The following is a 20,230-nucleotide window of genomic DNA, read 5'->3' on the forward strand; positions in this document are numbered from 1 at the left end:
CAGTCCTGCGCAAGACGGAAAGCACATTAAGTGCTTTCCTTTGCGTGCGGAACTCGCGACAAACTTAACCGCCCCGTCCGGCAGGCGAGCTGCGGAAACTCAGTTGGTCCAGAGCAATATCGTGCGAACGAAATTTTGGCTGATAATTTGTTCGCCTGGTTGATCTGGTTGATGGGGCTATCTATGCCCTCTTGTGAACTGAGGAGTATCCCGAACTGTCGGCAGAAAGGAAATGACCCTCAGTACCGGGTTACTTGAAAAAGGCGGGGACCCCTGATGGAGTCTCCGCCTTATATACAGGGGGCGATGTTATTCGCAAGCTGCGGGATTAGACCAGACGGGCGTTGATCGTCTTAGCGATCTCGGCAGCGTCGGTAGAACCCTTAACGGTGGCACGGAAGCCCTCGTCCATGAGCGCCTCGGCGACCTTGGACAGGATCTTGAGGTGCGTGGTGCCGGCCTGGGCACCGGGGATGAGCAGGGCAATAGCCACGTTGACGGGAGCGCCGTCCATGGTGTCCCAACCGGTCACGCCAGAGTCGTCCTTGACGACGATGACGGCGGCCTCGGTAATGGCATCAGACTTGGCATGCGGAATAGCGAAGCCCTCCATCATGCCCGTGGTGCCCTCGGCCTCGCGGGCCAGGAAGGCGTTCATTACGGCGTCGGCGTCGTCAGCGATACCGGCCTTGACAGCCTGGTTGGAGACAAAGCTCAGGGCCTCGTCACGAGAAGCAAAATCCTCGGCGACAAAAACGTTCTCGACCTTCACGAAGTCGGAAGCCTCAGCCTTGGGGGCCTCGACGGCAGCGGCCTTGGGAGCCTCGACCGGCTTAGCGGCAGCGGCGGGAGCGGCCTTCTGATTCTTCTCGAAGTCATACTTCTTGAAAGCAACGAACAGGATGCCACCGACCACGGCGCCGATGAGGATCGCGAGGACCCACAGCGGACCGTTCTCGACAACGGGCAGGACCAGGAAACCACCGTGAGGCGCCGGATCGTGGACGTTGAACATAATGGTCAGAATCGAGGCGATGGAGGAACCGAGCATCATGATGGGCATGACGGGCCAGATGTTCTTGGTCATGAACGGAATGGCGCCCTCGGTGATGTGGGTGCAACCAAGGATGAGGTTGACGATACCGGCGTCATGATCCTCCTGGCTGAAGTACTTCTTGCCGACGATGACGGCGAAGGTGGTGATCAGCGGCGGAACGATGCAGGCGGCGGAGACGGCAGCCATGAAGTTGGTGCCAAAGTTATAGGTGTCGGTGCCGACACCGGCAGCCAAGGCCTCGGTGAGCATAGCGGTACCGGTGACGTAAGCAGCCTTGTTGACCGGGCCGCCCATATCAAAGGCGCACATGCAGCCAATGGCAAGACCCAGGACAACAGCGCCAGAGGCAGACAGACCCTTGAGGAAGTCCATCATGGCGGTGTTAATGGCAGCCATGGGGCCGGAGATGCCGAGCATGACCAGGCCGACGATGGCGGTCGAGAACAGCGGGTACAGGAAGATAGCCTTGAGGCCGTCCAGGTTCTTGGGCAGCTTGGCAAAAACCTTCTCGAGCAGCAGGATGACATAGCCAGAGAGGAAGCCGCCGACGATGCCGCCCAGGAAGCCGAAGCCCACGCCGGCACCGCCGGCATCGATCATGCCGGTCTCGGCATTAACGGGCAGGCCCTGGATGGCGATCATACCGGCGACAAAGCCGGGAACGAGCGCCGGGCGCTTGCCGATGGACTCGGCGATATAGGCGGAAAGCACGGGAACCATGAGGTTCATGGCGATGCCGCCGATGATCTTGAGCATAGCGGCAAAGCTGTTGTAGTCGGCAGCCGTCGAGTCGAAGGACGTGATGCCCCACAGGAACGAAACGGCGGTCAGAACACCACCGGCAACGACGAAGACCAGCATGTGGCTGACGCCGTTCATGAGGTGCTTATAGATGATGTGACCGATGGACTCCTTCTCCTCGACCTCATCCTCGACATCGGCAGCAGCCGCAACCGTGTCGTCGCCCTTGGCGGCGAGAGCGCGGTCGATCAGCTTGCCGGCAGCCTCGACGGACAGGGCCTTGGAAACACCGACGGAAACCATGGGCTTACCGGCGAAACGCTCCGCCTGGACATCCTTATCGGCTGCGACGACGACAGCCTTGGCACCGGCGATCTCACCCTTCGTGAGTTCGTTCTCGACACCGACCTGGCCATGAGTCTCGACCTTAATGGTCAGACCGCGCTCGGCAGCTGCCTTCTCCAGCGCCTCCTTCGCCATGAAGGTGTGCGCGATGCCGGTCGGGCAACCGGTGGCGGCGATGATGTCAAACTTAGCCATGTGTCCCTCCTTCTTGAGTACTGCGCCCGCGGGCGCTCCCCTACACGCGCTACGGTGCGCGCTTTTCCACTCCTGAAAGATACCAAGCCACCGCTTATATGAGAAGCAATCAAGCCTATTTCTCCGGTGAAAGGTTCTTTCACAACCGTAAACGGTCGATGAAAGTTTACCATCAACTATTGAAACAGCAAGGTGTATCTTGTAATTAAAATCCCCGTATACTAGAGCGGCACACAACAAGACAGCTTTTAATGCCAACCAGGAGTCATCCATGTCCGATAGCAGCAAGAGCGCACTCTCCCTTATTAGCACGCACAAGGGATACAGCGAGTCCGAGCAGCGCATTGTCGACTATATCCTAGAGCACCAGTCCGAGGCACCGCTCCTAACAGCCGCGCAACTCTCGCGCGCCGCCGCAACCTCCGAGGCCACCGTCTCGCGCTTCTGCCGCAAGCTGGGCTTTGGAAGCTTTCGCAGCTTTCAGTTTTCGCTGGCGCGCGACCTGGAGAGCCAGCGCAACGAGGGCCTCACAGACGAGGTCTCGCTCGATAATATGGAGCAGAGCCTCAAAAACATCCTCGCCGCAAAGGTCAGTGAACTCAATGCGACCATCGATGGCATTGATCACGATACACTGGCAGCCGTCGTGCACGCGTTTAAGAACGCAGGGGCTATCGAGTTTGCGGCCGTAGGTAATACCAACGCCGTTGCGCTTGACGCGACGTTTAAGTTTTCGCAACTGGGCCTTCGCTGTATGTCAAGCACCATCAGTGAAACCTCGATTGGTTTTGCGCTCACGTTGCGCCCCGGCGACGTTATCGTGCTGATCTCGAACTCTGGCAAGTCGCGTCGACTGAATCGCATGGCAAAAGCGGCTCGAGGCTGTGGTGCCACCGTAGTCGTCATCAGTAGCGACAGCAAGTCTCCGCTTGCTCGCCTAGCCGACTACACCTTTAATACCGTGAACCACGAGGCGCTGCTCACCACGGGCGACTTTGCGTTCTCCAAGATCAGCGCCACGATGATCATCGAGGTTATCTACAACTTCCTGCTGCCCGAAATCGAGGACGCCCGAGAGCACATTAGCTACTACGAGGAGCTTATCCAGCCAGATAAGGTCGTGGAATAGAAATTTTGGCGAGCCGACAAACGCCACTCGCCACGAAACCGGCCCATCTACTACGTTTTATCAGTATGGCCCAACCACATACCGAAAATAGAAAAACCGCAGGCGTTCTACCTGCGGTTTTCTTTTTGCAATTCAAGGCGTGGTTGCCTATAGCCTATTAAACGTAGTAGATGGGCCGGTTTCGTGGCGGCCGGGTCGAACATACATGTAACGGCTCGGCCTAAGCACGCGCTTCCTCGAGCATCTGCTTAGCGTGCGCCAAGCTCGCCTCCGATTGATCGCCGCTCAGCATACGGGCGATCTCTGCGGTACGGGCGTCCCCGGCCACCTCATCCAGATGGGTTTGGGGAACGTCGCCGGGCTCTTTGCTCACCACGTAATGTTTGTCGGCCATGACGGCGACCTGCGCCAGGTGCGTTACGACAATCACCTGATGCGTTGCGGCAAGATCTGCCAGAACGCTCGCAAGGGCGCGTGCAGTAGAGCCGCCAACACCGGCATCGACCTCGTCGAACACCAACGTATCCACGCCGTCCGCGTTACCCAAAACAACCTTGCTCGCCAACATGACACGGCTCAGCTCGCCACCAGAAGCAATGCGGCGCAGGGGGCGCGGCGTCAATCCGGCACCGCTACGATACAAAAGCTCGTAGCTCGAAGGGCCCGCCGGCGTCCACTCGGCGCGCGGAAGATCGCGCGAGTCCCAAACGAGCTCGGCGCCGCCCATCTCCAGGCGCGCCATCTGACGGCCAACCTCGTGGCAAAAGCGCGGGGCTGCCGTATTGCGTGCACGCTTAAGTGCCTTGGCGGCGGCGAACAGTTCGCGCTCTGCCGCGCCAAGCGCTTCGCGCGCCTTCTTAATCCGCTCATCACCATCGTCTACCAGCGACAACAGCTCTCGCGAGCTATCGCGCATGGCAAACACGTCGTCCATGGTGGGACCCCACTGACGCAAAAGTCCCTTAAGGTCGGAATACCGCTCGCGCATACGAGCCAGCTCGCGCGGGTCGAAGGCGACCCCATCTCGATAGGCACGCAGCTCGTTGGCACAATCCTCGAGCGAGATGCAGGCATCAGAAAGCGCATCGGCGATATCACCCAACTTGCGATCGACAGTAGCCATGCGCGAAAGCTCCGCGACGGCACTGTTCACGGCATCGAGTGCTCCCCCTTCGGCAGCAAGCGACACATGGGCATCGTTGGCCGTTGCCACCAACACCTCGGCATGCTCGGAGCGTGGCAACAGCTCCTCGAGCTCCTCATACTCACCCGGCTTGGGGTCGACCTCGGCGATGCGCTCCAGAGCGAAGCGCGCCTCCTCGACACGACTCCCCTGCGCGCGTGAGGCCTCTTCGACGCGACGGACCTCTTTGGCAGCCGCGCGCGATGCCTTAAGGCAAGCACGATAGCGATCGAGCGACTCGAGCGCCGGGCGCCCCGCCCATGCATCGACCATGGCAACATGATGCGCAGGGTCGAGCAGGCGCTGGTGCTCGTGTTGGCCGCAAAGATCCATCATCACACCGACGCGCTCGGAAAGCTCACGCACGCTGGCGATGCGGCCGTCAATTTTTACGCGGCTTCGACCCTCGGCAGAAAGGCTGCGCTGAACGGTGAAGCCCTCCGTGTCGTGCGGGCCGTCAAACAGGCGCGCCTCGACGTTGGCAAGCGTCTCGCCCTCGCGCACCGTCGACGAATCCGCGCGCTCGCCCAGAATGAGCTTAAGCGCCGAGAGCAACGCAGTCTTACCGGCGCCGGTCTCGCCGGTCAGAACCGTTAAGCCCGCGCTCGGAACCAACGTCGCCTCGCGAATGAGGGCAATGTTGGAAACCTGCAGCTCATCGATCATGACGAACTCCGTAGAACACGCGGCTCACCGAGTTATAGAAGCTCTCGGGGCCGTAATCCAGCAGCAGTACATCGCCGGGACCGCGACGCACGGCCACGCTCTCGACCGTGCCATCGCAGGTAATAAACTGTCCATCGATGGCGATCGCAGGCACGCTCGGGCGGTCATCGGACATAAAAATCTCGACGACATCACTTGGCGAGGTCAAAAAGGCGCGAGCCTGAATGGTATGTGGGGCGATGGGAACGCAAACCATGCCCGTGTAATCGGGACTGACGATGGGGCCGCCGGCGGAAAGCGCGTAGCCGGTGGAACCGGTCGCTGTCGAAACGACGACGCCGTCACCGCGCAGGCGGTCAATATGATGGCCAGACACCGTGATGTCGAACTCAACCATATCGGACAGGGGCCCGCGCGTAAGCGCCATATCGTTAAGGGCAAACGTGCGCACGACATCCTTCGTGCCATCTTCGCGCACCGAAACGATATCCGCGGCGAGGGTGGCGCGGCGACTCACATGGAGCTCACCGGAAAGGGCATCGCTCACGACCTGCAAAATATCGCGATCCTCGGGGCTCGCAGCCGTCAAAAAACCCAAATGACCATAGGAAAGGCCCAGAATGGGGATCTCGCGGTAGTTGAGAATGCGGGCGGCACGCAACAGCGTGCCGTCGCCGCCGAGCGTAATGACCAGGTCGGCATCGTCAACATCGGGCGCACGCTGGATCTTGGAACGCTGATCGGCAGCCCATGCGACCTCGTAGCCCTGGCGCGAAAGCCAAAGCTCGAGCATCAGGCCGCTCTCGACCGCCTCTTGCTTGTAGTAATTGGGAACCAGAAAGACCTTCATAGCGTTGCAGCTTTCTCGCTCAAAGCCGTTACCTGTGATTGCAGCTCATCGTCGGCACGCTCGCCAGAGGCAAACCTCGTGCCGTACAGGAAAAACTCGACGTTGCCCTTGGCGCCATGGATGGGCGACACGCACACATCGAGCGGGAACAGGCCCTTGGCGGCAAAGAGCTCAATCGCCGCCACAAGCGTATCGCGGCGGACGGAGGGATCGGTCACGATACCACCCTCGCCCACCAGCGCAGCCGGCGCCTCAAACTGCGGCTTTACGAGCGTGCAGAACGAACCCAAAGGCTTCAGGCACGCCAACACGGCGTCGATGATATTCGCGATACTCGTAAACGACACATCGCAGACAGCCAAGTCGATAGCGCCGCCATATCCAAGCTCGGGCAGTTGTGTCACGTTGGTGCGCTCATGGAGCCTCACCCGCTCGTCTTGGCGCAGCGACCAATCAAACTGAGCGCGACCCACATCGACCGAAACGACCGTTGCGGCGCCACGCTTGAGCAGGCAATCGGTAAAGCCGCCCGTGGAGCAGCCCACATCGAGGCAAGCAAGTCCCATGGGATCGATCCCAAACGCATCGAGCGCGCCCTCGAGCTTGAGCCCGCCGCGCCCCACGTAGGGAATACGGCCCTTCACGTGCAGGGGCAGACCGGGCGCCACCTTAAGGCCCGGCGAGGTCAAACGCTCGCCGCCACTCGAGACCAAGCCGGCCATAAGAGTGCGAAGGGCATCCGCGCGGTCGGCGCAGATGCCCTGTGAAATCAGTTCGTCATCGAGACGCACGCGTTTCATGAATGCCATCAACCATTCGTATCCGGAGACGCGGCCTGGCTATCCTGGGATTCGTTTGCCGCATCCTCATCGTATTCCTGCTCGAGCTTATCGGCCTCACGAGGCGTCAACTCAAACTTGTCGACCATATCGACCGCACGGGAGCCAAGTTCGATCGCCTCGTCAAACAAATCGAGCGAACGCTCCAAGGACGTATCCTTGGAGCGAACGGTAGCGATGATCTGGTCCAAGCGGTCCGAGATCTCGTCGAAGTTGCGGACGGAACCCTCTGGCATGGCTACTCCTCGACGGTACCGGTCTCGACCTCGGCGACCTCGGCACCCTCGTCGAGAACGCCGGCCGCAGCCTGAGCGGCGGCAACCTTGGCAGCAGCCTCGGCGGCCTGGGCCTCCTCGCGGGCGCGGTCCTCGGCCAGCAGCTCCTGATACAGGTCCTCGCCCGGCAGCTCCTCGCTACGCGCGATCTTGCCCAGCACGCCATTGACAAACGACGCGGACTGGTCGGTGCCATAGGCCTTGGCAAGCTCTACAGCCTCGTTGATCACGATGGCGTCCGAGACCTCCTCGTCGGTGAGGAAGCGCATCTCATAGACGGCGATACGCAGCAGATTGCGATCGGCGCCGGGCATGCGCATAAGATCCCAGTTCTTGGCGATGGAGCGCAGGGCGCAGTCGATGCGGTCGATATACTCGTAGGCACCGCGGCACAGCTCCAGAGCGTAGGGGTCGAGGGGACCCTTCGAGATCAGGAAATCGCCCTCGAGGACGCGCTCGAGCGGGCTGTCCGTCGCCTCGGCCTGGAACAGCAGCTGCAGCGCCTGACTGCGGGCAAGCGTACGCCCGCGATAAACCTTAAGGCTCAAAGGTTACTCCTTGGGGAAAACGAGGCCGTCGATGCAAACGTCAACGCGCTCGACCTCGACGCCTACCTGGGCATCGATAGCTGCGACCACGGCGGAGCGAACGGCCTCGGCGAGTTTCTTGAACGGATAGCCAAAGAACACCACGACGCGCACGGTGAGTGCGAGCTTGTCGCCGATGACCTCGGCCTCTACCGGCGGCTCGGAAGCCGGGGCCTTGGACGAAAGCATCATGGAGACAAGGTTGGTGGCAAGGTCCTTGACGCCCACGGAGGCGATGCCCTCGACATCCGTGACGGCGCGCGAGACGATGGCGGTCAGAACATCGGGCGAAATACCGATGCCGTCAATCTTGATTTCCTGGGGCATGAGTCCTCCTAGAAGAGTTGGTTGCTAGACGCGGGAGACGAACTTGCCGTCGCGGGTGTCAACCTTGATGACCTCGCCCTCGTTGAGGTACATCGGGACCTGGATGACAGCACCGGTGTCGATGGTGGCCGGCTTGGTGGAACCCTGAACGGTGTCGCCCTTAAAGCCCGGGTCGGTCTGGACGATAGTGGTCTCGATGAACATCGGCGGGGTCACGCCCATGAGCTCGTCGTCGGCGAAGAGCAGCTGACAGGTGTCGTTCTCGCGCAGCCACTTGGAGTTCTCGCCCACCATGTCCTCGGGAACGGGAACCTGCTCGTAGGACTCGTTGTCCATGAAGATGTAGTCGGCGCCGTCGTTGTAGAGGTACTGGAACTCACGGGTGGTGAGCATGACGCTCTCGAACTTGGTACCGGCGTTGCAGGTGTTCTCGACGACACGACCGCTCTTGATATCGCGGGTCTTGTAGCGCACAAAAGCACCGCCCTTGCCCGGCTTGACGTGCTGGAACTCGACGATGGTGTAGACCTTGTCCTTAATGCGGAGACCGAGGCCGTTCTTGAAGTCGGCGGTAGAAATGGTAGGCATAGCGACCTTTCTTGTTATGGGTAGAACGCACAAGCGTCCAAATTACATACGAGCGAAATTATACACTTGCAGGCGGCGCCTGCGGCGAGCGCATAAAAAGAGAACGCGGGGCGCCCGAATCATTTCGGACGCCCCGCTTCCAAAATCGAACTGAATGGCTTAGCAGTCGATGACGTGCAAGTCGTGCGGGGTCTTGGTGAAGGGCTCATAGCCGTTCTCGGTGACAACACCGTAATCCTCCAAGCGCACGCCGCCCACGCCGGGCAGGTAGACGCCGGGCTCCATGGTGACAACCGAGCCGACCTCGATGATGTTCTTGCTGCGGTTGAAGTTGGGCAGCTCGTGGATGTCGATACCGACACCATGGCCCAGGCCATGGTTGTAGTAATCGCCATAACCGGCATCGCCGATGATCTTCTTGGAAAGCTTGAAGATATCGTTACCCTCGACGCCCGGATGGATAGCGGCGACGCACTCCTCGTGGGTGCGGCGCACGAGCTCGTACAGGTCGAGCTGTTCCTGCGTGGGCTCGCCCATCACGACGGTACGCGTCATATCGGAGCGATAGTCACAGTAGCCCGCGCCATAATCCATGAGGACGAAATCGCCCTTCTCGATGACACGGTCGCTCGGGACGGCATGCGGGTTGGCGGTGTTGGGACCGCTCGCGACGATGGAGCCAAAGGCCAAGCTGTCGGCACCGTTGGCGAACATAAAGTTCTCGAGCTCGTTGCGGACCTGCTTCTCGGTCATACCGGGCTTAATAAAGCCGAGCATGTGCTGAAAGGCGGCATCGGTGATCGACTGCGCGTGTCGCATGAGCTCGATCTCCTCGGCATCCTTGATGGCGCGCATCTTACGAATGTCGTCATGCATCAGCGGCAGCATGCAGGCGACGGAGCGATCCTCAAGACCACGCTGAATACCCTGGTAAAAGTTAATCTGCATGTCATCCTCGACGGCGCAGACACGACACTTGTTGGCCGCGATCTTGTCGGCAACCCAACCGGGGATGGTGCCCTCGTCCATGTCGTAGACCCAGGGGCTGCCGGCGGGCGTGTTCTCCTCAAAGCTGTTGAGATAGCGCGAGTCGGTATGGAACAGGCATTGATCGGCCGTAATAAATGCGGCGTGCGGAAACTCGAAGGTGTAATCGAAGACGCCCTTTACACCCGTGAGCCAACGGAGGTTGGCCTCATCGCGCACGACGATGGCATCGTAGCCGCGCTCGACCATCAGGGCACGGACACGCTCGATACGACCGGCAGGACCGGCAGCAAACTCAGACATTCAGATTCCTTTCTTATTGTCCTCAAAAAGAGCAGGACGGGCTTCAAACGAATAGCCGAACCACAAGCGATTCGCAACCGATTGAAAACCCGTCCCTCAAAATGATACGAAAGACGATGGATGTCAATAAAGTTAAAAAAGTTCCTTGCGAGAAGCCAGATACGCCTGCGCATGACGTTCGAGAATCTCGTCCTCGACATTTGTCAGGCGAATGGCGCCGAGCGCCGCGGGCAGCGGCAGCATGCTGCGGTTTGAGCGGGCAAACTGCTGCTTGCGGAACTCCTCGATAAACGCGGTGGGCTCCAAGTCGAAGGCAAGCTCTTCGATGCCAAAGTCCTCCAGGCAATCGTCGACCTCAAACACATTATCGATATCGAAGTCGCAGGCATCATGTGCTAGGCGCGCCTCAAAGCGCATACCCTCGGAAAGGAGCTGGTATGCGGGAACGTTAGCCGCGGCCTCGCCCAGGCAGGCGCGAAGGGTGCGCTCCCCTGTCTTACCAAAATCGAGTGCATGGCGAGCACTGGGGTTCGTGGCCATGAGCACATCTTTGCGCGCGGTCTGGGACCACTGCACAGCATTGACGAGCGCGACCTCCTCGCCGGAAAGAATCTCGGGAACAGTCTCGGTAAACTGATTCCAGCGGGACTTGCTGCTCGAAAGCATGGTGCCAACAAGCACCACATAGCCGAGCTTGAGATCCTCGGGGTCCGCCTCGCGAACAAGGTCGAGGTCACACACGACCAAGCCCGATTCGGGACGGAACGCGATAGCGGGAAGCGCATTCGACGACGAGGCGACGAGCGGCTTCATGGTTGTCGCGACCGTGAGCATGGCGTCGAACGTTGTCGGCAGCAAGGCGCACTCGGTGCGACCGCACCACTGATTAGCACACCAGCTAACAACCGAGCAGGTTGCGGCATCACCAACGGCGACAACCAGATCGTCGCAGGTAATGCCGTTGGCAGATAGGGCACCAAAGATGGCATCGGCATCGGCCAGCGTGGCACCAGCAGGCGAGACCTCAAGTGGGAGCTGCGACACGACAAAACCGGCATCAACCAGCGCATGCTCGACGACCTCGCCAAAACGCTCTGACGTGGCGTCGTTCCAAACCACCAACGCGCGCTTAGGCTTGCCCACAGCCGAGGCAAACATGCGCGACAGCTCCTCGAACGCGCCCAATCCGACGCGGACATCGACACTGCGGTTTTGGAAATTGATCAGTTGACGGCGAATCATAGCAGCCCACGCTCCAAAAGCATCTCGGCACAAAGGTAGGAAACGTCCTCGAAGGACTTGTTGCGAATATCAAGGGTAATATCGGCGGCCTGGCGATATAGCGGACGGCGATGCTCAAACAGGCGCGCGGCATGCTCGGGCGAACGGAAATCGGGACGCGTGTCGGACCGACGAATCTGGCGAATCGAATCCTCAAAGTCACCTTCGAGATACACACAGATACCCATCTGGTGCATGAGCTCAATATTCACCGGAGTCTCGACGATACCTCCGCCGCAGGAAACCAGCAGGCTGCGCTCGCTTTGGAGCGAACGGAGCGCCGAGGTCTCGAGCTCACGAAAACGCTCCTCGCCCTCGGTCTCAAAAATCTCGGTCACCGATTTACCGCAACGACGCACGACAAGGCGGTCGGTATCGATAAAGCGACGTTTGAACATAGTGCCCACGTTGCGCGCAAGCGTCGATTTGCCCGCGCCCAAAAAGCCGATAAAGAAGATATGGTCGCAGCCGTGTTTGGTGTGCTGGGACATAGCGAGACCTATTCCTCGCAGGGAAGGTCGCGCAGGGCCCGGCGCTCAAAGATACGGAAGATCTGCGTATACCACAGGTCCTGAGTGGCCTGCGGCTTTACCAGGATGGTATCGACGCCGGCGAAATTGCCGCTCCACACGTCCGTGTAGAGCTGATCACCGATCAGCACCGCCTCGTCGGCCGTGGCGCCGAGGCGCTTAAGACCCGCCTTGAGGGCAAACGGAGCCGGCTTCATGGCGTGGCTAATGGCCTCGAGTCCCAGCTCGCGTGCAGAGCTCATGACCTGGTCGCGATGCCAGTTGTTAGACACCATGCACAGCTTAAAGCCTTTGGCGCGGGCGGCGTCGAGCCAAGCGGAAACCGCGGCGGGAACCTGCTCGGTGTCGCGCGGCACCAGGGTGTTATCGCGATCGAGCAGAATGGCGCGTTTGCCGTCGGCCCACAGGGTATCAAGGTCGATGCGGTCGACGGATGCAACATATCGTTTGGGGCTGAAAATCCTCATGTTTAATTCCAAGACTGTTGGTGCTCTTCGTAGGTTTGCGAGAAGTACTCCTCGTCCTGCGTAATGTAGAAATACAGGTCATCGGAGTCGGTCGGCTCAAGCGTGGCCTTGAGTGCCTCGAGCGACGGGGAGCAGATGGGCGTGGGTGGCAGACCCTCGTGCTTATAGGTGTTGTACGGACTATCTCTCTGCAGGTCGTCGGCGGAAACCTCGCCACCGGTGACATACATCATGGTCGCATCGCTGTTGAGATAACGCAGACCGTCGAGCTTGCCGGCAAGGCGGTTGTAGAAGACCGAGGCGACATGTGCGCGCTGCTCGGCGTTGAGACCCTCGCGCTCAACGATGGAAGCGAGATTGATGATGTCGTAATCGGACATCTCCACGCCGTAACGCTCTTTGATCTTGGCCTCGCAACCGGCAAAATCGAGAGACTTGTACTCGGTGTTGAACTGATCGAGCATGGCACGGATAACGTCATCGGCGCTCGGGTCCTTGCCCAGCGAATAGGTCTTGGGGAACAGAAAACCCTCGAGCGAATCGTTGGCGGCGCCCTTAAGGAAGCTATAGTCGTCCACGTAGTTGGAGGCCTTGGCCTGGTTGAGGAAGTCTTCCTTAGAGATGCTGCCGTAGGCCTGGGCCACACGGTCGGCGACTTGATCGACCGTTAGACCCTCGGGAATAGTAAGCGCATTGGAGCCCGCATTGGGGCCTTCCATGAGCTGCTGAACAACCTTGGTCGCATCCATGAATGTGGTGAACGTATAGGTACCAGGCTTGAGCGACATATCGGCATTGAGCTTTTTCACCGCCGCATAGTAATCCTTGGGATTATCGACGATATGGTTCTCGGAGAGGATCGAGGCGATGGTGTCGCCCGAAGCACCGTCGGGAATGGTCACCGTAACCTGCTGACCAGCCGTAACCTTCGTATCCTCACCGGCAAAGAAGCCCTTGACGGCCGGCACGACAAAGAAAGCGATCGCAGCAAGCGCGAGCACCGCCACCACAACGCCGATGATCATGGGAACCGGAGAACTCTTCTTTTGAGCACCGCGTCGAGCACGCGTGTCGTAGCTCGAGCGGGTCGCCGGAGCAACGCCATGCAAACCGCGAGCATGATGCGAATGCGATTGGGTGGCCTGCGTTCGCCGGACAGGTGCCTGCTGCTTAAAGCGGGTACCGCCTGCAGGCTGGGCCGTACGAGCAGTGGGCTGCTGAGCCGCGCGAGAAGCCGAATGCTGAACCGAACGAGCAGAAGGCTGCTGACCCGTCCGTTGAGCAGGTTGGGCCGAACGAGCGAAGGACTGCACCGGGCGCGCGCCAGGCTGAGCTGCGCGCTGCGTCGGCTGTGCCGGACGCTGGCCAGGCTGGGCAGGGCGCGACTCGGGCTGACGTGTACGATTCGGCTGGCGCGGATCGGAAGCGCTAGGCATGCGAAACCTCCTCGTTTTTACGATCGAGCCACGTCTGCAAAAACAGGCTGGCGGCAATCATGTCAATCTTGCCCCTCATCTGCTTTTCGTTGAGGCCCTGCTCGCGCAAGATACGCTTTGCCTCTTGCGAGGACAGACGCTCGTCCTCAAACTCGAGCGGAAGATCGAGCTCGTCGGCGATCTTTTGTGCCACGGCGGCAACGCGCTCGGCCTGGGGGCCGGGCTCGCCGGCCATGGTCAAGGGACGTCCGCTTATCAGGATGTCGGGCTCATAGTCCTCGACCAGGTAACGGAACGTCTTGGCCATACCGGTGACCTCGGCGGCAGGGAGTACCTTGACAGGCATCGCCATCTTGCCATCACGGCTCGAGACGGCAATGCCAATCCTGGTCTCCCCTATGTCCAGTGCGAGCGCGACCACAGCGACTACTTCGGTTCTTAGGCGCCGAGCGCGGTCTTAGCGGCCGCGAGGGCATCGGCGATACCGGCGGCGTTCTTGCCACCGGCCTGGGCCATGTTGGGACGGCCGCCACCGCGACCATCGACCAGGCCCGCGATCTGCTTGATCACGTTGCCGGCGTGGAAACCGGCCTTGACGGCGTCATCGGAGCCGGCGGCAAGCAGGGCCGGGGTGCCCTTCTCGGTCACGCTGGCAACGACGCAGGCAACGGGGCCGGAAACCTTCTGGTGCACAGTATCCCAGACGTTGCGCAGGTCAGCAGCCTCAAGGCCCTGGAGCTCGGCGACAACGAGCTTGTAGCCGTCGAGCTCGACGGCTCCCTCGATAGCATTGGAGATAGCGTCGGAGGAGCCACCGGTCAGGGCCTTCTTGAGCTTATTGGACGTCTCGCGCAGCTCGGCCTGCAGGTTCTCCACGCGGGCGGGAACCTCGTCGACGCGGCACTTGAGCGCAGCGGCAGCGGCGTCGACGAGTGCCAGGCGGTCGGCCATGTAGTCGAGGGCACCCTTAGAGGTCACGGCCTCGATACGGCGGACGTTGGAGCCCGTGGAGGACTCGGAAATGATCTTGAACAGACCGATCTCGGCGGTGTTGGCGGCATGGGTGCCACCGCAAAGCTCACGGGAGAACGGCTGGTCCTCGGCGCCCACGGAGACAACGCGGACAACGTCGCCGTACTTCTCGCCAAAGAGGGCGACAGCGCCGGCGGCCTTGGCCTCATCGATGCCCATAACGCGGGTAACGACCGGCTTGGAAGCGAAGATCTGCTGGTTGACCAGGTCCTCGACAGCCTTGAGCTGCTCGGAGGACAGGGCCTCAAAGTGGGTGAAGTCAAAGCGCAGGTGCTCGGGCGTCACCAGCGAGCCGGCCTGGGAGACATGCTCGCCCAGGACCTGCTTAAGCGCGGCGTCGAGCAGGTGCGTGGCGGTGTGGTTGCGGCGCAGGAAGCCACGGCGCTCGGCGTCGAGCGCGGCGGTCACGGTGGCGCCGACGGTCAGCGTACCCTCGGCAACATGGGCGACGTGGGCATACAGGCCGTTGTGGTTCTTGGTATCGGAAACCGTCAGCGCAACGCCCTCGGCAGAAAGCTCACCGGCGTCGCCCTGCTGGCCGCCCATCTCGGCATAGAACGGGGTGCGGTCGAGCACGACCTCGACGTCCTCGCCGGCGGCAGCGGACTCGACGGACTCGCCGTTGCGCACGATGGCGACAACCTTGGCGCCCTCGATGACGTCGTTGTCATAGCCGTCGAACTCGGTCGCGGCAACTTTGTCGGAAAGCTCGACCCACACGTCGTTGAAGCTGCCCCAGGCGTCGCCCTTGGCATTGGCGCGGGCGCGGGCCTTCTGGTCCTCCATGCAGGCGGTAAAGCCGTCCATGTCGACGTCGTGGCCAGCGGTGCCGGCGATCTCGACGGTCAGGTCGATGGGGAAACCAAAGGTGTCATGCAGCTTAAAGGCAACATCGCCCGGAAGGACAGCGCCGTCGGCGAGCGCGGCCAGGGCCTCGTCCAGGTAAACGCGGCCGTTGTCGAGCGTCGTGGAGAAGCGCTCCTCCTCGGAGGCGACGATACCCTTGACGAGCGCGACGTTCTTGAGCAGCTCGGGATAGGCCTCGCCCATCTGAGCGTTGACCTCGTCGATGAACTTGGTCAGGAAGGCGCCCTCGATACCCAGCAGGCGACCGTGGAACACGGCGCGGCGGAGCAGGCGGCGAAGGACGTACTCGCGGCCCTCGTTACCGGGGAGGATGCCGTCCGAGATCATGAAGTCGACGGCACGGGAGTGATCGGCGATGATACGCAGCGAGCGGCTGGCACCGGAGTAATCGTCGGCGTCATAGGTCTTGCCGCTGATCTCCTCGCCAAGCTTGATGAGGTGCTGCATCAGATCGCCGTCGTAGTTGGCGGTCTTGTGCTGCATGATAGCGGCCATGCGCTCCAGGCCCATGCCCGTATCGAGGTTGCGGTGCGGCAGCTCCGGCATGGAGCCGTCCTCCTGGCGGTCGTACTGGGTAAAGACGAGGTTCCAGAACTCCAGGAAGCGGTCGCAGTCGCAGCCGGGCTTGCAGTCGGGGCTGCCGCAGCCGACCTCCTCGCCCATGTCGAAGTAGATCTCGGAGCACGGACCGCAGGGGCCGGTGGGGCCGGCGGCCCAGAAGTTGTCATCCTCGCCCAGACGAGAGATGTGATCCTCGGCAACGCCCAGAGAGCGCCACACGTCATGGGTCTCGTCGTCCTCGGTAAAGACGGTGAAGTACAGGCGGTCGAGCGGCAGCTTGAACTCCTTGGTGATGAGCTCAAAGGCCCAAGCGCAGGCCTGCTGCTTGGAGACGCCGCCAAAGGAGAAGTCGCCGAGCATCTCAAAGAAGGACAGGTGACGGCCATCCTCGCCGATGCAGTCGATGTCGTTGGTGCGGACGCACTTCTGGCAGGAGATCGCGCCGATCTCCTTCATGGTCTTCTTGCCCTGGTAATACTCCTTAAACTGGTTCATGCCGGCGTTGGCAAGCAGCAGCGAAGGATCGTCGGGGACGAGGGACGAAGAAGGATAGAGCTTAAGACCGCGCTCCTCAAAGAAGTTGAGGAACTTGGAGCGAATCTCAGCCGTAGTCATTGACGGGTAGTCAGCACTCATAGAGGGAATCTCCTCGGTTTCACATCGAAACAGTTCAAACGTAACGATATTACCATCCCACCGCGCCTGTGCAAAAAGGAGGGCCGCCAAACAGCGACCCTCCAGCGAATTTGCACGTTATTGCCTATGAACTTGAACTTGAAATGACTTACTGCTCATCATCGTTCATGGAACCGTCGATGCCGGTATTGGTATCGTCGTCCGAGTTGGAATCGTCGTCTTTGGCGAAGGGATTCTTGAAAAAGCCCGTAGCATCGGGCTGAAGGCCCGAGAGCTTGATCCAGGGGTTATCGAGCTCGGGCCTGGGCATGGCCTGGGCCTCGGGCGCAGTCTCGTTACCGATGAGCTCGGACTCATAGATGAACGTATCGTCTCCAAGCGCGTCATAAGCGGCGACCGGGTTACCCTCGGTATCGCGATACGGCGTGCCCTTAAACACGGCGCCGTCGTATGCCACGAGCTGGCGGCCGGTCTCGTTCTCAAAGTAGTAGACGAAAATGCCCTTGAGGGCCGCGCACAGCGGAATGGCGATAACCATGCCGATGGCGCCCATAAGCGCCGAACCGATAACGAGTGCCGTCAGGCTCATGATGGGATGCACCTGCACCGAGCTCTGCATGACTTTAGGCGAAATGACGTTGTCGGTGACATTTTGTGCCACCATGGTCACGACCAAGGTCCACAAAGCCAGCATCGGGCTGAACATAAAGCCGAGCACCGTAGCAATCGCCGCGCTCACCCAGGGGCCAACAACCGGGACCAAGTGCATAATGCCCGTAAAGATGGCCATGAGTGCCGCGTAGGGATGGCCAATAAGCGTAAAGCCGATAAAGGCCAGGATGCCACCGCAGATGGACGTCACGACCATGCCACGCATATAACCGCCGACCGAGCGCGAAAGAATCGCGACCATAAAGCGGTACGAGGTCTCTTTTTCCTGACCAATGATGGTGCAGACCTCGTGGTGCATACGGGGATAGTCGCAGGCCAACCAATAGGCAAGCACCAGACCGAGGAAGATGACGAACAGCTGCGAGGCCGTATTGGTAATGAACGGGAATACACCGCGACCAAGCTCAGCGGCAATCTGAGACACATACTTGGACGCCACGGTAACCAGCGAAGAAAGATTATCGTCCAGATACTCTTTGAGCGGCGTGTTGTTGAGCGTCTTAGCATGCGAGACCATCTCGTTGAGATCACCGCCCGCAACACGAAGCTGCTCAGGCAGGCGGCTCAAGACTTCCATGATCTGGCCAAAGAGAATCGGCGACAAGATGCAAACGACACCGACGAGCACAGCAACGACCACGATCAGCGCGATGAGCGAACCAATGCCACGGTTGACGCCGTGATGCTCGAGCCAGTTAGTGATCGGCGACATCACAAAAGCGATGATGGAACCGACAGCTAGAAACTCGATAACCGGCGCCAAGATACCCATAAGGTTAAAGATGACGGCGGCGATGACAATGCAGCCGACGACGGCCCAAATGCGAAGCGTCAGAATACGGGTATCGCGCAGCGCGCGATCGGTTTGTTGGGGGTGTTCACTCATGAACGAACCATCACTCCGTCGGGGTCGATCTTGTCCTGAACCTTCTTAAGGGTACGGCGCAGCAGGCGCGAGACCTGCACCTGCGAGATACCCAGCTTCTTGGCGATCTCGATCTGGGTCATGCCCTGTACGAAACGCAGCTCGATAACCTCGCGCTCGCGCGGCGAGAAATCGCGGATGGCCTCCTCAATCACCAGGCGGTCATCGGTAAAGTCGAGCTCGTTGTCGTCGTCGGCGTAACGGTCGAGAATTGAAGGCGCGTCGTCAGAATCGGACGCACCGGGGGCCTCGATGGGCACCGAGGTATAGGCCGAGGACGATTCCATGGCCTCCAGCACCTCGTCAACGGTCACGTCTAGGTACTCAGCGATTTCCTCAACCTTAGGCGAGCGCTGCAGCTCGTTAGTGAGCTTGTCGGTGGCCTGGTTAACCTTGGCAGAGAGCTCCTGTAGGCGACGCGGAACGCGCACACTCCAACCCTTGTCGCGGAAGTGACGCTTGATCTCACCCAGGATGGTGGGCGTGGCAAACGTGGTGAACTCAAGTCCGCGCTCGGGGTCAAAGCGGTCGATAGCCTTGAGCAAACCCAGATAGCCGACCTGCATGAGGTCGTCGAGCGGCTCGCCGCGATTCTTAAATTTGTTGGCAAGAAACCTTACCAGGTTCATATGGGACATGACGAGCTGCTCGCGGGCGTCCGGATCACCGGTCTCTTTGTAGCGACGAAACAGCTCGCGGGTTTTCTCCTTGTCCCAAGCGGTCTTACCGCTCCGGGAACGTTCGGTCATATTAGATATCCGCCTTGAGATCGAGGGAAAGCGTCAGAGGCGCCGCAGTCTTTTCGTAGGAATCGCACACGCTTGCCAGAATGAGCTCGGCATATACGGCGGCCTGGTCATCCTCATCGACGGTCGCCTGGTCGCCAAAGGTGAAGGTCATGCCAACGTGAGACTCATCGACATCGAATTTGATCGAGATAACGTCAGAATCAACGGCCGTGCAGCCAAAGATGAAGGCCTCCTCGGCAGCCATACGAATGTCCTCGATGCGATCGACGGACATGGAACAGAGCGCGCCGACATTAGCCGCCGTCATGCGCACCAAGCGTGCCAGACGCGGATCCCCGGCAACAGTCAGCGTGATAGAGCAAGTTGCTTCACTACTCATCGCAGGACTCCTCGGAGGTCTCGGCGGGCGCGTAGGTGTAATACCGGGCTGCTTTAGCAGCAGGCTTCTGTGCATCATCGTCACCAGCAGCGGCATCGTCCCCGGTTTCGCCAATCAGGACACGCTCGGTCGGCTGCTCGGCTTCGGCGGCAGCGGAAAGATTGCGTTCGGCCTCGACCGCGGGAGCCTTCACCTTGTTAAAGAGTTTCTGAACGGCACCGGCCGCAGAGTCGGTCACGCTCGACACGGCATTGCTGGCCTCGGCCATGCTGCCCGTAACCTCGGAAATGTCGCGAACCACGGCTTCGACCTCTACGAGATTGGAGGTAAGGGCGTCGACGGCGGTCTTGCTCGACTTGAGGAGCGGCTCAACCTGCGCCAGCGCGGGGGTGAGCTCATCGACGGCGCCATCGAGCTTTGCTACCACGGGCTGAGCCTCGGCGATGGTGTTGTTAAGGTCGCTCACCGTCTTGTCGAGCGAATCAACGACAGTGCGGGTCTTTCGCAGCGTGAGCGCGAGCTCAATGACAGCCCACACGCCGGCAACGGCGAGCAGCAGCAGGGCGATTTGGATGGGACTCATACAAGCCTCCCGAAGGAATCGAAATACAGACGCTGTTCAT

At 60.3% G+C, this 20,230-nt stretch carries 20 protein-coding genes; 1 reads left to right on the forward strand and 19 read right to left on the reverse strand.

Going from position 1 to position 20,230, the window contains the following annotated elements; genetic code table 11:
- Positions 1-328 precede the first annotated feature (328 nt).
- Positions 329-2,338: a fructose-specific PTS transporter subunit EIIC gene (locus ACTQ40_RS03700; RefSeq protein WP_441048795.1), complete on the reverse strand. Its 2,010-nt coding sequence runs from the start codon at positions 2,336-2,338 to the stop codon at positions 329-331.
- A gap of 271 nt (positions 2,339-2,609) precedes the next feature.
- Between ACTQ40_RS03700 and ACTQ40_RS03705 the strand changes: the two genes are divergently transcribed.
- Positions 2,610-3,467, forward strand: coding sequence for a MurR/RpiR family transcriptional regulator (locus ACTQ40_RS03705; protein ID WP_154515542.1), 858 nt, complete (start codon positions 2,610-2,612; stop codon positions 3,465-3,467).
- A 220-nt stretch (positions 3,468-3,687) separates the two neighbouring features.
- Here ACTQ40_RS03705 and ACTQ40_RS03710 read toward each other — a convergent pair whose 3' ends face one another.
- The 18 genes from ACTQ40_RS03710 to ACTQ40_RS03795 all read right to left on the reverse strand — a co-directional run bounded on the left by ACTQ40_RS03710 (position 3,688) and on the right by ACTQ40_RS03795 (position 20,190).
- Positions 3,688-5,316 (reverse strand): DNA repair protein RecN, encoded by a 1,629-nt coding sequence (locus ACTQ40_RS03710; protein WP_441563375.1) that lies wholly within the window; start codon positions 5,314-5,316, stop codon positions 3,688-3,690.
- A complete protein-coding gene (locus ACTQ40_RS03715) occupies positions 5,306-6,166 on the reverse strand; it encodes an NAD(+)/NADH kinase (protein ID WP_427728169.1) in 861 nt (286 codons plus the stop codon). The genes ACTQ40_RS03710 and ACTQ40_RS03715 overlap by 11 nt, the downstream gene beginning before the upstream one ends.
- Positions 6,163-6,966 (reverse strand): TlyA family RNA methyltransferase, encoded by an 804-nt coding sequence (locus ACTQ40_RS03720; RefSeq protein WP_441563376.1) that lies wholly within the window; start codon positions 6,964-6,966, stop codon positions 6,163-6,165. The genes ACTQ40_RS03715 and ACTQ40_RS03720 overlap by 4 nt, the downstream gene beginning before the upstream one ends.
- An 8-nt stretch (positions 6,967-6,974) precedes the next feature.
- Positions 6,975-7,241, reverse strand: a complete 267-nt coding sequence (locus ACTQ40_RS03725) for an exodeoxyribonuclease VII small subunit (protein WP_154515533.1) — start codon at positions 7,239-7,241, stop codon at positions 6,975-6,977.
- 2 nt (positions 7,242-7,243) lie between these two features.
- Positions 7,244-7,828, reverse strand: coding sequence for a transcription antitermination factor NusB (nusB, locus tag ACTQ40_RS03730; RefSeq protein WP_427717322.1), 585 nt, complete (start codon positions 7,826-7,828; stop codon positions 7,244-7,246).
- Between the two features lie 3 nt (positions 7,829-7,831).
- Positions 7,832-8,194 (reverse strand): Asp23/Gls24 family envelope stress response protein, encoded by a 363-nt coding sequence (locus ACTQ40_RS03735; RefSeq protein ID WP_154515527.1) that lies wholly within the window; start codon positions 8,192-8,194, stop codon positions 7,832-7,834.
- A 24-nt stretch (positions 8,195-8,218) separates the two neighbouring features.
- Positions 8,219-8,782 (reverse strand): elongation factor P, encoded by a 564-nt coding sequence (efp, locus tag ACTQ40_RS03740; RefSeq protein ID WP_154515524.1) that lies wholly within the window; start codon positions 8,780-8,782, stop codon positions 8,219-8,221.
- A 159-nt stretch (positions 8,783-8,941) separates the two neighbouring features.
- Positions 8,942-10,072 (reverse strand): M24 family metallopeptidase, encoded by a 1,131-nt coding sequence (locus ACTQ40_RS03745; RefSeq protein ID WP_427717316.1) that lies wholly within the window; start codon positions 10,070-10,072, stop codon positions 8,942-8,944.
- A gap of 132 nt (positions 10,073-10,204) precedes the next feature.
- On the reverse strand, positions 10,205-11,314 hold the full coding sequence (locus ACTQ40_RS03750) for a hypothetical protein (protein WP_441559257.1): 1,110 nt from the start codon (positions 11,312-11,314) through the stop codon (positions 10,205-10,207).
- Entirely contained in the window at positions 11,311-11,844 is a 534-nt protein-coding gene (locus ACTQ40_RS03755; protein ID WP_154515515.1) for a shikimate kinase, read from the reverse strand. Before ACTQ40_RS03755 ends, ACTQ40_RS03750 begins: the two co-directional genes overlap by 4 nt.
- A gap of 8 nt (positions 11,845-11,852) precedes the next feature.
- Positions 11,853-12,350: a YqeG family HAD IIIA-type phosphatase gene (locus ACTQ40_RS03760; RefSeq protein ID WP_117646451.1), complete on the reverse strand. Its 498-nt coding sequence runs from the start codon at positions 12,348-12,350 to the stop codon at positions 11,853-11,855.
- 2 nt (positions 12,351-12,352) lie between these two features.
- The gene (mltG, locus tag ACTQ40_RS03765) at positions 12,353-13,786 is read right to left on the reverse strand and encodes an endolytic transglycosylase MltG (RefSeq protein ID WP_441563377.1); all 1,434 of its coding nucleotides are present in this window, start codon (positions 13,784-13,786) and stop codon (positions 12,353-12,355) included.
- Complete coding sequence (gene ruvX, locus ACTQ40_RS03770) at positions 13,779-14,207, reverse strand: Holliday junction resolvase RuvX (protein ID WP_441559255.1); 429 nt, start codon at positions 14,205-14,207, stop codon at positions 13,779-13,781. The genes mltG and ruvX overlap by 8 nt, the downstream gene beginning before the upstream one ends.
- 17 nt (positions 14,208-14,224) lie before the next feature.
- Positions 14,225-16,882, reverse strand: a complete 2,658-nt coding sequence (gene alaS, locus ACTQ40_RS03775) for an alanine--tRNA ligase (RefSeq protein WP_441563378.1) — start codon at positions 16,880-16,882, stop codon at positions 14,225-14,227.
- Between the two features lie 148 nt (positions 16,883-17,030).
- The gene (locus tag ACTQ40_RS03780) at positions 17,031-18,440 is read right to left on the reverse strand and encodes an AI-2E family transporter (protein WP_441563379.1); all 1,410 of its coding nucleotides are present in this window, start codon (positions 18,438-18,440) and stop codon (positions 17,031-17,033) included.
- A complete protein-coding gene (locus ACTQ40_RS03785; protein ID WP_441563380.1) occupies positions 18,437-19,228 on the reverse strand; it encodes an RNA polymerase sigma factor SigF in 792 nt (263 codons plus the stop codon). The genes ACTQ40_RS03780 and ACTQ40_RS03785 overlap by 4 nt, the downstream gene beginning before the upstream one ends.
- 1 nt (position 19,229) lies before the next feature.
- On the reverse strand, positions 19,230-19,607 hold the full coding sequence (locus ACTQ40_RS03790; protein ID WP_154515503.1) for an ATP-binding protein: 378 nt from the start codon (positions 19,605-19,607) through the stop codon (positions 19,230-19,232).
- Complete coding sequence (locus tag ACTQ40_RS03795; RefSeq protein WP_441563381.1) at positions 19,600-20,190, reverse strand: hypothetical protein; 591 nt, start codon at positions 20,188-20,190, stop codon at positions 19,600-19,602. Before ACTQ40_RS03795 ends, ACTQ40_RS03790 begins: the two co-directional genes overlap by 8 nt.
- Between the last annotated feature and the right edge of the window lie 40 nt (positions 20,191-20,230).

Origin of the sequence: Collinsella sp. Sow4_D11, assembly GCF_052116465.1 — a bacterium.
GTDB lineage: Bacteria > Actinomycetota > Coriobacteriia > Coriobacteriales > Coriobacteriaceae > Collinsella.

Bases quoted from the DNA above. Each gene is read 5' to 3' on its own strand.
- ACTQ40_RS03700 (WP_441048795.1), bottom strand. From the start codon at position 2,338: ATGGCTAAGTTTGACATCATCGCCGCCACCGGTTGCCCGACCGGCATC.
- ACTQ40_RS03705 (WP_154515542.1), top strand. From the start codon at position 2,610: ATGTCCGATAGCAGCAAGAGCGCACTCTCCCTTATTAGCACGCACAAG.
- ACTQ40_RS03710 (WP_441563375.1), bottom strand. From the start codon at position 5,316: ATGATCGATGAGCTGCAGGTTTCCAACATTGCCCTCATTCGCGAGGCG.
- ACTQ40_RS03715 (WP_427728169.1), bottom strand. From the start codon at position 6,166: ATGAAGGTCTTTCTGGTTCCCAATTACTACAAGCAAGAGGCGGTCGAG.
- ACTQ40_RS03720 (WP_441563376.1), bottom strand. From the start codon at position 6,966: ATGAAACGCGTGCGTCTCGATGACGAACTGATTTCACAGGGCATCTGC.
- ACTQ40_RS03725 (WP_154515533.1), bottom strand. From the start codon at position 7,241: ATGCCAGAGGGTTCCGTCCGCAACTTCGACGAGATCTCGGACCGCTTG.
- ACTQ40_RS03735 (WP_154515527.1), bottom strand. From the start codon at position 8,194: ATGCCCCAGGAAATCAAGATTGACGGCATCGGTATTTCGCCCGATGTT.
- efp (WP_154515524.1), bottom strand. From the start codon at position 8,782: ATGCCTACCATTTCTACCGCCGACTTCAAGAACGGCCTCGGTCTCCGC.
- ACTQ40_RS03745 (WP_427717316.1), bottom strand. From the start codon at position 10,072: ATGTCTGAGTTTGCTGCCGGTCCTGCCGGTCGTATCGAGCGTGTCCGT.
- ACTQ40_RS03750 (WP_441559257.1), bottom strand. From the start codon at position 11,314: ATGATTCGCCGTCAACTGATCAATTTCCAAAACCGCAGTGTCGATGTC.
- ACTQ40_RS03755 (WP_154515515.1), bottom strand. From the start codon at position 11,844: ATGTCCCAGCACACCAAACACGGCTGCGACCATATCTTCTTTATCGGC.
- ACTQ40_RS03760 (WP_117646451.1), bottom strand. From the start codon at position 12,350: ATGAGGATTTTCAGCCCCAAACGATATGTTGCATCCGTCGACCGCATC.
- mltG (WP_441563377.1), bottom strand. From the start codon at position 13,786: ATGCCTAGCGCTTCCGATCCGCGCCAGCCGAATCGTACACGTCAGCCC.
- alaS (WP_441563378.1), bottom strand. From the start codon at position 16,882: ATGAGTGCTGACTACCCGTCAATGACTACGGCTGAGATTCGCTCCAAG.
- ACTQ40_RS03780 (WP_441563379.1), bottom strand. From the start codon at position 18,440: ATGAGTGAACACCCCCAACAAACCGATCGCGCGCTGCGCGATACCCGT.
- ACTQ40_RS03785 (WP_441563380.1), bottom strand. From the start codon at position 19,228: ATGACCGAACGTTCCCGGAGCGGTAAGACCGCTTGGGACAAGGAGAAA.
- ACTQ40_RS03790 (WP_154515503.1), bottom strand. From the start codon at position 19,607: ATGAGTAGTGAAGCAACTTGCTCTATCACGCTGACTGTTGCCGGGGAT.
- ACTQ40_RS03795 (WP_441563381.1), bottom strand. From the start codon at position 20,190: ATGAGTCCCATCCAAATCGCCCTGCTGCTGCTCGCCGTTGCCGGCGTG.